12 protein-coding genes are annotated in these 13,588 nt (G+C 40.1%); 5 read left to right on the forward strand and 7 right to left on the reverse strand.

Annotation, left to right across the window (positions count from 1 at the left end):
* Positions 1-136: 136 nt before the first annotated feature.
* The 4 genes from DWB64_RS11970 to DWB64_RS19280 all read right to left on the reverse strand — a co-directional run bounded on the left by DWB64_RS11970 (position 137) and on the right by DWB64_RS19280 (position 4,399).
* Positions 137-811: a response regulator gene (locus DWB64_RS11970; protein ID WP_129488479.1), complete on the reverse strand. Its 675-nt coding sequence runs from the start codon at positions 809-811 to the stop codon at positions 137-139.
* Complete coding sequence (locus DWB64_RS11975; protein ID WP_129488480.1) at positions 812-2,416, reverse strand: sensor histidine kinase; 1,605 nt, start codon at positions 2,414-2,416, stop codon at positions 812-814. It abuts the gene before it with no gap.
* 139 nt (positions 2,417-2,555) lie between these two features.
* Positions 2,556-4,139, reverse strand: coding sequence for a M4 family metallopeptidase (locus tag DWB64_RS11980; RefSeq protein WP_129488481.1), 1,584 nt, complete (start codon positions 4,137-4,139; stop codon positions 2,556-2,558).
* A gap of 113 nt (positions 4,140-4,252) precedes the next feature.
* Positions 4,253-4,399 (reverse strand): hypothetical protein, encoded by a 147-nt coding sequence (locus DWB64_RS19280; protein WP_164980385.1) that lies wholly within the window; start codon positions 4,397-4,399, stop codon positions 4,253-4,255.
* Between the two features lie 112 nt (positions 4,400-4,511).
* Here DWB64_RS19280 and DWB64_RS11985 point away from each other — a divergent pair, with 112 nt between their 5' ends.
* The 4 genes from DWB64_RS11985 (at position 4,512) to DWB64_RS12000 (ending at position 9,651) form a co-directional block, all read left to right on the forward strand.
* A complete protein-coding gene (locus tag DWB64_RS11985) occupies positions 4,512-5,444 on the forward strand; it encodes a helix-turn-helix domain-containing protein (protein ID WP_164980386.1) in 933 nt (310 codons plus the stop codon).
* A gap of 97 nt (positions 5,445-5,541) precedes the next feature.
* On the forward strand, positions 5,542-6,939 hold the full coding sequence (locus DWB64_RS11990) for a phenylacetate--CoA ligase family protein (protein WP_129488483.1): 1,398 nt from the start codon (positions 5,542-5,544) through the stop codon (positions 6,937-6,939).
* A gap of 162 nt (positions 6,940-7,101) precedes the next feature.
* Positions 7,102-8,889 carry a GNAT family N-acetyltransferase gene (locus DWB64_RS11995; protein ID WP_129488484.1) on the forward strand — a complete coding sequence of 596 codons (1,788 nt, stop codon included), beginning with the start codon at positions 7,102-7,104 and terminating at the stop codon, positions 8,887-8,889.
* Between the two features lie 327 nt (positions 8,890-9,216).
* A complete protein-coding gene (locus DWB64_RS12000; RefSeq protein WP_129488485.1) occupies positions 9,217-9,651 on the forward strand; it encodes a hypothetical protein in 435 nt (144 codons plus the stop codon).
* Between the two features lie 61 nt (positions 9,652-9,712).
* Here DWB64_RS12000 and yidA read toward each other — a convergent pair whose 3' ends face one another.
* The 3 genes from yidA to DWB64_RS12015 all read right to left on the reverse strand — a co-directional run bounded on the left by yidA (position 9,713) and on the right by DWB64_RS12015 (position 12,204).
* Complete coding sequence (gene yidA, locus DWB64_RS12005) at positions 9,713-10,513, reverse strand: sugar-phosphatase (RefSeq protein ID WP_129488486.1); 801 nt, start codon at positions 10,511-10,513, stop codon at positions 9,713-9,715.
* Positions 10,514-10,632: 119 nt separating this feature from the next.
* Positions 10,633-11,358: an alpha/beta hydrolase gene (locus DWB64_RS12010; protein ID WP_129488487.1), complete on the reverse strand. Its 726-nt coding sequence runs from the start codon at positions 11,356-11,358 to the stop codon at positions 10,633-10,635.
* Positions 11,359-11,373: 15 nt separating this feature from the next.
* Positions 11,374-12,204, reverse strand: a complete 831-nt coding sequence (locus tag DWB64_RS12015; protein WP_129488488.1) for a hypothetical protein — start codon at positions 12,202-12,204, stop codon at positions 11,374-11,376.
* Positions 12,205-12,398: 194 nt separating this feature from the next.
* On the opposite strand from DWB64_RS12015, the gene DWB64_RS12020 reads away from it, so the two are divergent.
* Positions 12,399-13,484, forward strand: coding sequence for an Ldh family oxidoreductase (locus DWB64_RS12020; protein WP_129488489.1), 1,086 nt, complete (start codon positions 12,399-12,401; stop codon positions 13,482-13,484).
* Positions 13,485-13,588: the final 104 nt, after the last annotated feature.

Genomic DNA, 13,588 nt, shown 5'->3' on the forward strand with positions numbered 1-13,588 from the left:
CTCCTTCTAAAGCGTTTACAAATTGCCCCTACCACCGTCAGTATAGCTAAGCAAAAAGCTCATGTCCGTTTATGCAAATTTACAAACTCTTTTTAAAATAAAAAAAACTCTGACATAGAAATGTCAAAGCCTCATCTTATTTTCTATACTTGTATTTAAAAGAAGGTCTTCCTCTGGTTCCATAATTCATTTCAATCTCAACTTCATCCACCGACGCCATATACTCAAGGTAGCGCCTGACCGTCACATTCGACATCGCAAGCTCTTCTGAAATGGTTTCGATATCCACAAACCTATCTGTGTATCTTTCTACAGATTTTCTAATTCTATCTAGTGTTTTTTGGTGTAGCCCTTTCGGTAATGCGTATACAACCTGTTTCTCATCTCGTAATAACATTTTGTCGATTAAGCTCTGTTCTACCACCTCATTAGATTTTAAGGTATCCACCCTGCTTTTATATTGTATAAGAGACCGTTTCAAACGCTCAAATTCAAATGGTTTAACAAGATAATCAAAGACACCGAACTTCAGTGCTTGTTGCACCTGTTCCACATCCTTTGAAGCAGTCACAAGTATCAGATCCGACTGAATGGATTCACGACGCATTTCATCAATAAGTTTCAAACCGTCCATCTTTGGCATGTAGATATCGAGTACAACAAGGTCGATATTACTAGTCTTAAGCATTTCAAGCGCTGTTACCCCGTCGTTTGCAACTCCAACTACTTCAAATCCATTCAAGTTCTCCACAAAATTCATATGGATCTTTGCCAACATCGGATCGTCTTCAACTACAAGCACCCTAATCATTTAAATCTCCTCTACTGGAAAAGTCACCGTAAATGTACTGCCTTCACCAACCTCAGAATCCACTTCGATTTTACCGCCCAATCGAATCACATTCGCGTTAACGATATCAAGGCCAATACCGTTACTACCAGGTTTTGTCGAGTATCCACGCCTGAATATTCGGCTAATCTGACTAGCTTCTATACCAACTCCATTGTCAGTGACCTGGATAATGATCTCAGGTCCAAGATCATTTAAATACACATCTACCATTCCATTAGACTGATTCGAACGCTTAATCGCTTCAATGGCGTTTTCAATCAAGTTGCCGATGATAATAATGACAACCTGAGAACCAAGTCTGTCATCTACTTGCTTAAAGGAACTGTCCTCTGACAAATAAAGCTTCACACTCTCTTCTTTCGCTCTATTGAGCTTGCCTAAAAGCAATGCGCTGATCATCGGGTTTCCAATCTTCTCTACAACCATCTCATGAATCATATCATGTGATTCTTTAAGGTCTATGATATAAGCCTTTGTGCTGCTATCATCCCCCATTTCCAAAAGACCCATAATGACATGAAGTTTATTCATGAACTCATGCGTGTTTGCGCGCAGCGCTTCAATGATTTGCTTAACACCGGTTATCTCCTCTGCCATGGCGACGACTTCTGTCCTATCCCTGAATGTACCGATTGCACCGACTATCCTGTTCCCTTCTAAAACCGGAACGCGATTAGTCATGACATGGGCGCCATTAATCTTTTGTCCTCTATCGTATTCTGCGACTCCTGTTTCAAGCACCCTAAGCAGTTTGGACGTTGGAAAAAGTAAGTTGATATGTTTGCCGACAACGTCGGTATCCTTAATTCCCAGTATTTTTATCGCAGAATCATTCATCATCGTAATAAGCCCCTTATCATCGATAGCAAGAATTCCTTCATGCAGCGATTTCAACATCGCATTTTTTTCTCTATACAACTGCACGATTTCATGGGGTTCAAGTCCCAATAGATTATCCTTTATGATAATCGCAATGACTATAGCACCCATACTCCCAAAAACTATGCCAATAAGCGTATAAATGATTATATTTAGCTCCACATTACGTCTGGCGAGTAAAACATCGTCAAACAGATGTGCTGCCATAACAAAACCGACCTGCTCATTTTGATAGTAGACAGGGGCAAATGCTCTCACAGAACGTCCTAACGTTCCAGTAGCAACCGATGTGTACTTTGCACCTTCACTGATTACTTTTAGCTCATCTCCACCCACAAATCGCTCACCAAGCCGATCGCTATTGGGATGTCCAAATCTAATGCCTTCCATATCCGCTATGGTGATGATTTCTACATCAATCAAACTCTCAAGTTGATGTTCAACGTATTGTTGAATTGCTTGCTCGTTTTTCTCATACAGGTTCTTTTGAATAAGAGGTGTATCCGCTATGATTCCAGCTACATTATAAAGGTCTGATTCAATTTTTTCTTCTAGTCTGACAAATTCAAACCGACTAACAAAATAACTACTGATTCCAGTTGAAAAAACGATTAGGAACATGATCAGAATCGTTAATTTCAGCTGTAGCTTTATCGGATTTAATCGCCTAAATTTCAAATTCATCACTCTCCCCAATTCGCAATTACACCTATTATACCATCAACAAAATTAAAAATGTCATCTCTTTGGATTCTACATAATAAAAACCTGCTTCAAAATGAAGCAGGTTTTGTAAAGTCATTAAGGGTAGACTTAATTCATCCTATTGAATACCAACCGCGTTGAATGCGTCGATAACCGTTGTTACTTCTGCACTTGAGCTACCATAAAGGTCAGTTGCCGATTGAATGGCAGCCGCTTTTAGGGCAGTAAAGTTAGAAGATGGAGTCAGGTAGTTTGTCATACATCTGTAGAATATGTCGGCAGTCTTCTCGATGCTTATACCAGTAACGCTCACGTTATAGTGAGAGCCACCTTCTGCCATCAAGTATGCAGCTTTGTTGATGATACTGCTGTTGATATGAACGCCACCGTTATCTTGTGTTCCTATATATCTTACAGAATAGTGGTCAGGATCTCCCATGATTGTAGGGTCTTCCATTGATCTAAGAGCTACTGCGCCTAGTCCAGGACCAGAAATATCTTCGCCAATCAGGTAATCAGGATCGTCATTGTAGTAAAACTCAACTGCAGTTCCCATAATATCTGATAACGCTTCGTTGATCGCGCCTGATTCATTTTGGTAAATCAAGTCACAAGTGTATTCAGTAACTGCATGAGTCAATTCATGGGCTACAACATCAAGTGCGCCAGACAGTGGATAGAACACGTTTCCATCGCCATCGCCGTACACCATTTGACTGCCGTTCCAGAACGCGTTGTTGTAATTGCGTGAATAGTGGACTGAGGAGATCAATTTAGCATTATTGTTGTCATAACTTCTTCTGTTGAATACATTTAAGTAAAAATCATATACGTCTGATGCGTTAGCATGAGCGCTCACAGCTGGTGCGTCATAAGCAGCACCCAAGTAGTTATCATAATCTGTCCATAAGCTACCAGGAGTTCTTGTTCTGTACGCTGCGTCATATGTGTAAACACCGTTACCTCTTGTACTGTCTACAAGTAGATAAGAACCGCTTGATTGTAACGCTTTAAACGTTCTTAGTACGCCATTCACATCGATACCGCTACTGTCCACTGTGATGCCTGAAGAAGGCTTAACAGGTTTTGCAGTATCAAGTTTGTTGTATTTATTAATTACAGAACCCTTGTCGGCACTTACATAGTAGAACCATCTTCCAGCTTCAGGTTCCATGTAGCTAAGTTCGATCTCGTACGCAAGAGCTGCGCCGTTTTCGTCAACAACATAAACAAGTTCTGCAGAAGGTTTATTTTCAAAGACAGGTGTAACTGTCAAATCGCTAATTGCGATATCTACCGCTTTATTAGCGTTGACTTTTTTACCGGCTCTTACGTTTTTCTCTTTAAGTAATTGACCTGCTAAAGATGTCATGATTCCGTTTTCGTCGATGTTTGCAACTTGCTCAAAACCAACAACTGGGATACCGTCAATTGTTTGTTGAAGTCTAACAATTGTGTTCCCATTTTGCTTTTCAACGTGCTTCACCTTGAAACCATGGTTTTCTTTAAGTTTGTAAGCAGACTTGTTTCCGTTCAAATAGTTTTGAACGATTACTGCAGCTTCATCATTCGAAGCGTCAGTTAATTCACCGTTAATAAGAACAGGAATCGCTTGATTACCGTTCGAAGTTGCTCCAGCAAATGAAAAACTAGATGCCACAAGGCATAATGCTAAAGCAAAAATAAAAATACGTTTTTTCATTGATGTTCCCCCTAATCGATTTCTAAACTTAATTCATTTCCCCTTAATGACAATTTACCCTTCTCAACATTACTGTACTACAAATTAATATAGTACATCAAAAAACACAATTCCTAACTATTGCAAACCGTTGAGTAAGAAAGATGTGGTGGTAAATCCTCTTTACCTGCAAATTGACCTTGAGTATTATCATTTGATAATATCTGTGGAAAAATGCAGATTGCTGAAATAATAACCAATAAGATTGCTGCTCTTTTCATAAAAATTCCTCCTAAGATTGTTTTACCCGATTTAGTAATAGATTTAGAACTAACTATAGGATACAATTAAATCAACCCACAAAACAACTAATCGGTTAGGAGTTTGATGAATATGAATTTCATAGAATACGGTGATTTAGTATTATCAATTAGAAAAAACTGCGGTTTTACAAGAGAGCAAGTTAGAGAAGTAACTGGTATTTCTATTGAAACATTAAGAAGAATAGAATGTGGAAAACCGGAACCTAAGCTATCCACTTTGGATAAACTTTCTTTCTTATATAAGGTTGACTTGATTGAACTATTGACCAAAACAAGAATCCCTCTTGATTTCTTTTCTGAGGATTTGATTGATGAAATCATTAACAAGATGACCAATATGGAATATGAAGAACTAAAAGTGATGATTCAAAAAATCATCGAAAATATGCTTTGTGATAAAAGTACAACACCAACTGAAAAAAAATTCTTTAACGACTTTTTAAATTCAATCACATTGGTCGAAATAAGCGAAACAAAAAACCTTACAAAAAACATCATTACTCTTGAAAATATTCTAATTGGTTTAAGCAGTAATCGAAAAACGATGTTATCTGACCAATATTTTTACACGATAGAACTTATTACAGCAATCGCTCTTATGATTCAATACCGACGGAATAATCAAAACACAAAAGCGATTAGAATCATCCAGCAATTGCTATATAAAACCAAGCAATACCCATACTTAAATAAGCGTCAAATTAATTTTCTTGGATCATTATATTTGAATTTAAGTTACTCCTATCACATAATGGATGAACATGACGAAGTTATCCATGTTGTAGATGAAGTATTACTTGATAAGAAATTGGCTTTTACTACAACCCTTTTATGTGATCTACTAACCAGAAAAGCAATCGCACTATATCACCTTGGGGATGATTCATACTACGACATCCTGACCAGTGCGATAATCATCGCACCACCTACCAGATCAAGATTTATCAAGTCCATGATTAAAAGCCAATACAATATTACACATCATTTATGCGATGCAGATTGATCTTAAGACGGATATCCTCCTTGAATAGTAATACTACCGATGGGTATTAATATACTGTGCAATCGTTGTAAAAAAGTTTTACAAGGAGTTGATTTTTGTGAGTATTAAAGATAAGTATCAACTATCCGTCATCAACATCTTACTAAACATGCTACAAGCAAAAAAAGCCGAAAAATTGAACGATGAGCAATTGAATGAGCTTCAACAAAGGCGGCTAGCTAAATTGTTAAAGCATGTGATGGACCACTCTGAGTTTTACAAAACATTTTATGAAGAGCATGGAATCACTGTGGACAAAATTGAGTCTGTTAAAATTCACGATCTCCCTATCATCGATAAAGAGCTCATGATGAAGAACTTTAATCGGTTCGTCTGTGACAAGGGTCTTAAAAAGAATGATCTAGAAAAGTTTTTAAGTGACCCTGAGATGTCAGATAGCAAATACGATGGTATTTACGAAGTGATACACACATCCGGTTCATCAGGCAGTCCTGGAATTTATGTATATGGTCCAAATGACTGGTCCCTGCTAAAAGCGATCGTGATCAATCGCGTGTCAAAAAACAAATTCCATCTTTTTAAAAAGACCAAACTCGCCTATATCGGACTAATTGACGGTCACTATGCGGGAATCAGTTTGACCAAAGATGCGCCAAAGCTTTTATTTGATTTTCTTCCAGTGGATATCGGCAGACCTATAAAAGAATCAGTTGAGAAACTCAATAAGTACATGCCCGAAAGCCTAAGCGGCTATGCTTCTGGTGTATATCTTCTCGCACTTGAGCAATTGGAAGGCCGCTTAAATATTTATCCGTCAAGAATCTTATGCTCTGCAGAAACGCTGACCGATCAGATGGCGAAGACCATCCATAAGGCCTTCGGCATTAAACCGATCAATTTCTATGCAGCTACAGAATCAATCGGAATGGCTTCGCAGTGCGACCTGCATGATGAAATCCATCTTTTTAACGATTGGCATATCTATGAAGTGATAAAAGAAAATGGCGAACCTGCAAAGCCAGGTGAAATCGGACACCTAGTCGTTACAACTCTATATAACTACACGCAACCGCTTATAAGGTACAAGATGCACGATGAAGTCGTTTTAAGCGACAAGACCTGTTCGTGTGGATGGTCTTTTCCTTTAATCAGCAGAATAGCAGGGCGTGAAGAGGAACAACTATGGTTTGAAGATTCAAGCAGCAATAAGGACTATCTGCATCCTACTATTTTTATCGAATTCTTTGTCATAGGCCTTGAAAAACTGCAGGTCGTTCAAGTGGAGCAAAACACCTTACAATTGAATGTGGTCATCACAGGTGATTCGGAGATTGTCATCTCAAAAATCATAAAAAGAATGGATGATATTCTCGATAAAAAGGGATTTGGCTCTTACGTGAAATTCAGTATAAACATCGTCGATTCGATTCCGAATGATGAAAAAACAGGAAAATACCGATTGATTATTCCCTTAAAAACTAGCCTATCATCATAAGCTAATCCTGACCTTAGATCAACTTGATTTGAGGTCTTTTTATCGTAATCGCTCACCTATTAGAGCGCAATCTTTAGTTATAGTCAAACTTTAATAGTTTATACTTAAACAACTTTTGATATACTGAAAGCAGTTGAAGATCACAGGATAAAGGAGCTTTCTATGACCATAAAATTAATGACTCAAAATGAACTAAGTGATTTTTTAAGCTACTGTGAAACCTATCGTTACGCGCATGATGAATCCTTTCTAGACGAAGAGGAAATGGCGGAATTTACAGTAAACGAAAAAGATCCTACCTATTTGCTATATAATGAAGACAAGTTAATTGGTGTATTATCCATTATGTATGACGATTACTATGTAGCCGGTCAAAAGGCACGTATCAGAATTTTTCACTGCATCGAAGATATCCGAGAACACTATCAACTCCTGCTTAGCGCAGCGCTTCCAGTTGAATTTGACATTGACCGTCTAGAAATGTTCTTACCGGACAAAGTGTCTGGAGTCCAAGACATTGTAAAGGATTTAGGCTTTAGCTATTATAGGACTTCGTATGTGATGGTTCGTAAAGGCAAAGATCGTGTGACTGCGAATTTTCCTGTCGGATATGAACTTAAGCCTCTAGTCGTAGACAGAGACGAAGAAGCATATGCATTTATAAGAAATAAAGCCTTTGAAAATCTGAAAGGCTCTCAAACGCCTATTAACAAAGAAATTGTCCACAAGCTATTTAATGATAAATGGCTGCTCAAAGAAGGTATGCAGCTCTTGTGGTACAAGGATTCACCTGTCGGGGTCTTAAGAATGATACACGAATCCGATGATACTGGCGAATATAGCTTTGTAGCTCCAATCGCCCTTCTGCCTGAACATCAAGGCAAAGGCATAGGCAGAGAACTGCTAAAAGCAGGAATCGAACTCGGTCAGCAAAACGACCTTAATGATTGCATGCTCGTCGTAAATGCCGAGAACGAGCAAGCCTTATCGATGTATCAAAAATCAGGGTTCGAGACTCTCGAGTCTGTAAGTTGCTTCGTCTTCAACCTATTAGATGAAGATCAAGTACTCGACCATGCGATTTTTCTGATGGACGCTGACCGTATCAAAGACGCTCAAGAGTATATAGAAGAAAATCAAACCAAAACAAAAGGGCTGATTCGAGGGCAAATAGATAACTTCAGATACTGCCTAGCAGCACTAGCAGGTAAAAAGGAGCTCGCCCTTGATATCCTCCGCAGCACCATCGAGGAAAAAGGAAACTGGTATCGTCCGGTGGTTTTTGAGGATGACGACCTGACAAGCCTACAAGGCGACTCCGAGTTCGAGCGCCTTAAACATTTAAATGAACTAAAATACAAGGATGCACTTGTCAATTCAAAGCCTGTTGCAACTTGGTCAGAGAAAAAGGCCGACAATATCCTACTAGCGATGCATGGCAATCAACAAAACATAAGTCATGCAAAAAAACAATGGGATGCTCTGGCTTCGGATTCACTGCAAGTAGAGTACTTGCAATCCTCAGACATCGATTCTTTTTTATTGTACCGCTGGGAGAACGAAGGTTCTGCTCCAGATCAAATTCACAGCGCTATCAATGCAATGGACTGGGATGCCTATTCCAAAAGAACCCTAGGTGGATTCTCCGCAGGGTGCAATGCAATCGCGCGTGCCGTTGCCGAAAAACAAGTACATGCAGACAGACTTGTATTAGTTGGACCTTGGCTTCCTAGTTTTTACACTAAAGGCTTCGAACCACTGTTTGAACCGCTCAAACTATCAAAAGTGCTCATCGTCTGCGGTGATTTGGACAATGACTGTCTGCCTCATGCAAAAGCATTGCACAGCGCCCTTACAGAAGCCAACATCGATTGCCGTTTGGAAATTGTCGAAAATATGGGGCATGCATTCCACAAAGGGTTCGCTAGCCTTGTTGAGGAATGGATCTAAGTGAAACTTCTATGAAAACAGCCCACTTCAGAGTAGTGAAAGTGAGCTGTTTTTTTCATTTATGTAAAGAAAAACCGAGAGATGTACCTATTTCTTAACATCCATGAAGACCTCTTCATATGTGATTAATCAACAAAAGCTAGGGGTATAAATGAGTTGATAAAGCGGCCATTCTTTATTGTGCAGTTCCACTAATCATAATTGACGCTTTTAAATTATCTAGCACATTGTTTTATTTGAACCATCATAATTACAGTAAGAATTACAAGTGGACTACTCTCTATTGATCTGATGTCAGAAAGTGGCTAAAGAGATGGAGGTATTCTTATGAAACACATCAATTTTATTATCGCTCTACTGTTATTGCCGATACTTACCCTATCATGTTTTGCAATAGGTGGTATTCAAGTACCAGATGATATGGATCTTGAAGAATTAACAAGTATCGAAGAAGAATCAGTTCCACTAGCTATTCCTGATTTTGTCATCTTTAATAACCTGAACGCTTCGCACCTTGGTGGTCTTATGGTACCTGATGACTTATGGGGTGGGGCACTAAGTAAAGGTCAAATGATCGATATCGAGCCATCACGCCCCCCTTTGAGCGCCCTTAACTTGGACTTACCTGGATCAGAATTGATCAAACTTGTAAACCTAGGCCACCTCGGTGGTGTGCAAGTGCTTACAGACATGTGGGACAGTGAAGACTATCTTGATGAGGTCAACAAAAACCATCTCGGTGGTTTTCAAATCGAAGAGTAACGCTTATTTTTTTCAGTAAAAAAACGCCAAATCCTTATGGATTTGGCGTTCGTTTTTAGGGTTATAACATAAATTTCCTAATCACATGCGCTACACCATCCTCTTCATTGGACAACGTCACATAATCAGCTGCTGCTTTAAGGTCATCTGTTGCATTTTTCATAGCTACGCCCAATTGTGCATATTCAATCATCGCAAGATCATTCCCTTGGTCTCCGACGCAAATGACTTGGCTTTGTTTCAATCCAAGCTTGGTGGCGATCGCATGCACACCGGCACCTTTATTTACTCTCGGATCTAAAAACTCCAAAAAGAAAGGAGCACTTCTTACTACCGTGTACTTGTCTTTCACCCATTGTGGCAGTCTTGAGATGGCATCTTCGAGAATCTCAGGTTTATCTACAAACATGACTTTCACGATCAGTGTGTTTTCAGACACTTCCCCCACTGGCATTTCGATAATGGGAATTTGATTGATCTGTGACTCGATTTCAGTATAGGCATTGTTCTTTGGTGTGATCACACTATTCTCTGTCAGGGCGTGTATATGGACACCAAGTTCCTGACTTAATGCGAATAGTTCTTTGAATGCATCAAGGTCAAGTGGTACATCAAGCAGTACATGATCCCCTTTTGTACTTTGAACAAGGGCTCCGTTATAAGTCACCACATAGTCATGTTCATCCAACAAGTCCAGTTCATCAATATAACGCTTGATTCCATGCAGCGGTCTCCCGGTTGCAAGCACTACTTTCTTCCCTATAGCCTTTAACGCTTCAATAGCGTCCAATGTCATTTTAGAAATGTTCTTATCTTCATTTAGTAAAGTTCCATCCATGTCAAGTGCGATTAGCTGATACATCATTTTCCTCCAGATTGTCTCAAACGTACTTAGCCATTATATACAGATACTCGTTTAAGTACAATTGGGGTAATTGACATACTTTTTAGGAATTATGTCAGCGAATCCTGATGGAATGATTATTTGATAAACTCAGCAATTTCCTTGACTGCAATGGCCTGTTGTTCACTTCGTGAAATCACAGCTGTACCATCACCTTCCTGCTCGCCGTAGTTTCCGAAGTAAGCATGGTTTCCACCGACAATTTCAACGACCTTTTCAGTCGTTTCAAGCTTTGCAAGATCGAGCATGATGTCTTCACTACCATAGACCACGAGCACATTTTCCTCTTTTTCATTCAGGGGATAGGCACCCAAAAGAATCAAGCCATCCACCTTCTCGCTATTGTCTTCCATATAGCTACTTGCCATCGCCCCACCTAATGAGTGCCCTGCAAGGTACCATCTTTCCATTTGCGGAAAATCGCCATAAATCTTGTCAGCCGCGTTTACATCAAATACCGCAAGATTCATCGGCATCTTCACCAAGACACATGTGTAACCCTGATCAGAAAGCTGCTTAAGTAGTGGCAGATATGCGACTGCTTCTACCTTTCCACCTGGGTAGAATATGATACCGGTATGTGCGTCATTATCCTTACTTGGATAAATGACGGTTGTGTTCTTGAGCACTTCTATCCTATTCTCTGCTTCTTGCATCAGCTCGTTAACATCCTCACTCGCTCTGTAATAATCAAGTGTGTAGATATAAAATCCGCCTATCGCCAAAATCAAAATCAAAATGATACCGAAAAGTAGGCTTTTTACAATTTTGATTGCCTTCGACTGACTGCTAAATTTTCTCATACTTCCTCCAGTGGCTTAACCTATCGCCTCTACTATTTTTATGATCGACATCTTGTAAACAAGTTCTGCACTATAAGTGAACGTCAGATCGACATGTCCAAAATTCGCAAATCTTCCATCATTTATCGCTTTGACAATATGGTTATGCGCCTGATACGCACCCTGCACAAGAGAATCCGATTGATTGACCGCAGTCTCCACCCCTACAAAGATACCCTTGTCGGCAAGATCGAACGCTTTCTCGTTTAACTTGACCGCCATCACATTGTTCAGCTCCGTAATTTTTTGTCGAACGGTTCCGTCAACCGGTATTCCCTTCTGGATACATGCCTGCTCGATAATCTGCTCGATAAATGAGATCAAATGGCTATGTACACCGACAACCATCACATAATCATAAGTCGTGTTCTTACTAAAACTCATTCGGTGCTTTCTGATTTTATCAACGTACTTCTCCAGCCGATGAACAACAGATGTCATATTAGGATTTTGAGGTAATACAACCTGCTTGATCATGAACTTTGCAAGTTCATCGTATTCATCCACATCAATTCCTAAAAAATCGACCTTCTTGGTCTTTACCTTGTTCCTGCCATCTAGCTCATAGGATTTCATTGCTTCTTGCATCGCATGATAATCAAAATCCACTAGCTCGATGCCAGAAAAATGGCTACTAAAAATCGTCAGGTCGATATCGTTGCAATACCCTGCTCCAAAAATAGCGATCGTCGTATCCCTATCCGTATTATTAACAATGAACTCAGTAAGCTCCTTACGGTAATCCATCCAAAGTTCTTTTGCATCATCCATAACCCGCTCTTTTTGTAATTCCTTCAATAGTTTCATCTTCTACACTCCATCTGCCAATCTCAACTAGGTGTTTTACTTTTTAGTCTACTATTATTATGTCAAATAATCGTCGAATTGCAAATGGTAGATCGAATGATTTGACTGTAATTTCCGTAACACCGATTAGTTTGTCTAATAAAGGTTATAAATTGACTATACGATAAACGAAATTTTTAAAACAAGGAGAAGCCATGAGAAAAATCAGTTTTGAAAAATTACATACCTATATGAAGGATGTCTTTATAGCCGTTGGACTAAGCGATGAAGACGCCACTCTTTGCGCCGATGTGCTGATCGCATCTGACATGCGCGGAATCGACTCGCACGGTATAGGAAGACTAAAACCGATCTATATCGACCGAATCATGGGGGGAATCATCAATCCCTTGACTGAGATCGACATCATAAGAGATGGTCCGACAACCGCGGTACTCGACGGCAACAACGGTATGGGACAAGTCGTGTCTAAAAAGGCCATGAAGATGGCGATCGACAAGGCAAAAAAATATGGAATGGGCATGGTGGCTGTCAGAAACTCAAATCATTATGGAATTGCAGGTTATTATGCCACCATGGCGACAGACGAGGGGCTCATAGGAATCACAGGCACCAACGCCCGCCCATCCATCGCTCCCACCTTCGGTATCGAAAACATGCTCGGAACCAATCCGCTTACCTTCGGTATCCCTACAGACGAGGCGTTTCCCTTTGTACTCGACTGCGCGACCTCAATCACACAGCGCGGTAAGATAGAAGTGTATCAGCGACTTGGAAAAGACTTACCAAAAGGTTGGGTGATCGGTGAAGACGGTGAGCCACGCACCGATACTGATCAGGTACTACTTGATCTGGTGACAGGCGGAGCGGCCCTTGCCCCTCTTGGCGGTATAGGAGACGAACTTGGCGGTCACAAAGGATATGGCTACTCGACCGTAGTCGAAATCCTATCTGCAGCACTGCAAGGTGGAGCTTTCCTGAAAGCCCTATCCGGTCATGATAATGGTAAAAAGGTACCCTACCGTTTAGGGCATTTCTTTATCGCAATCGATGTGAACGCCTTCACAGAACTCGACGATTTCAAAAAAACGACTGGAGAGATACTAAGAGCCTTGAGGGCTTCTAAGGTAGCTCCTGGTCATGACCGTATCTACACGGCGGGAGAACAGGAATACCTTGCATTTGTAGAAAGGGACGTCAGCGGTGTTCCTATCAATGAGGCGCTCGAAAAGGATATGCAGGCAATCAAAGATCTGCTTGATGTAGAGATTCCCTTCTAAACAGACAAAGCTTTTTCAGGAGTAGACACTCATACCTGAAAAAGCTTTTTTCATGGCTCAAACGCATGTAAATGACCGATAATGTCGCTCCCACTAAGACGTAT

It is taken from the genome of Fusibacter sp. A1, from assembly GCF_004125825.1.
GTDB lineage: Bacteria > Bacillota > Clostridia > Peptostreptococcales > Acidaminobacteraceae > QQWI01.

Bases quoted from the DNA above. Each gene is read 5' to 3' on its own strand.
- DWB64_RS11970 (WP_129488479.1), bottom strand. From the start codon at position 811: ATGATTAGGGTGCTTGTAGTTGAAGACGATCCGATGTTGGCAAAGATC.
- DWB64_RS11975 (WP_129488480.1), bottom strand. From the start codon at position 2,416: ATGAATTTGAAATTTAGGCGATTAAATCCGATAAAGCTACAGCTGAAA.
- DWB64_RS11980 (WP_129488481.1), bottom strand. From the start codon at position 4,139: ATGAAAAAACGTATTTTTATTTTTGCTTTAGCATTATGCCTTGTGGCA.
- DWB64_RS19280 (WP_164980385.1), bottom strand. From the start codon at position 4,399: ATGAAAAGAGCAGCAATCTTATTGGTTATTATTTCAGCAATCTGCATT.
- DWB64_RS11985 (WP_164980386.1), top strand. From the start codon at position 4,512: ATGAATTTCATAGAATACGGTGATTTAGTATTATCAATTAGAAAAAAC.
- DWB64_RS11995 (WP_129488484.1), top strand. From the start codon at position 7,102: ATGACCATAAAATTAATGACTCAAAATGAACTAAGTGATTTTTTAAGC.
- DWB64_RS12000 (WP_129488485.1), top strand. From the start codon at position 9,217: ATGAAACACATCAATTTTATTATCGCTCTACTGTTATTGCCGATACTT.
- yidA (WP_129488486.1), bottom strand. From the start codon at position 10,513: ATGTATCAGCTAATCGCACTTGACATGGATGGAACTTTACTAAATGAA.
- DWB64_RS12010 (WP_129488487.1), bottom strand. From the start codon at position 11,358: ATGAGAAAATTTAGCAGTCAGTCGAAGGCAATCAAAATTGTAAAAAGC.
- DWB64_RS12015 (WP_129488488.1), bottom strand. From the start codon at position 12,204: ATGAAACTATTGAAGGAATTACAAAAAGAGCGGGTTATGGATGATGCA.
- DWB64_RS12020 (WP_129488489.1), top strand. From the start codon at position 12,399: ATGAGAAAAATCAGTTTTGAAAAATTACATACCTATATGAAGGATGTC.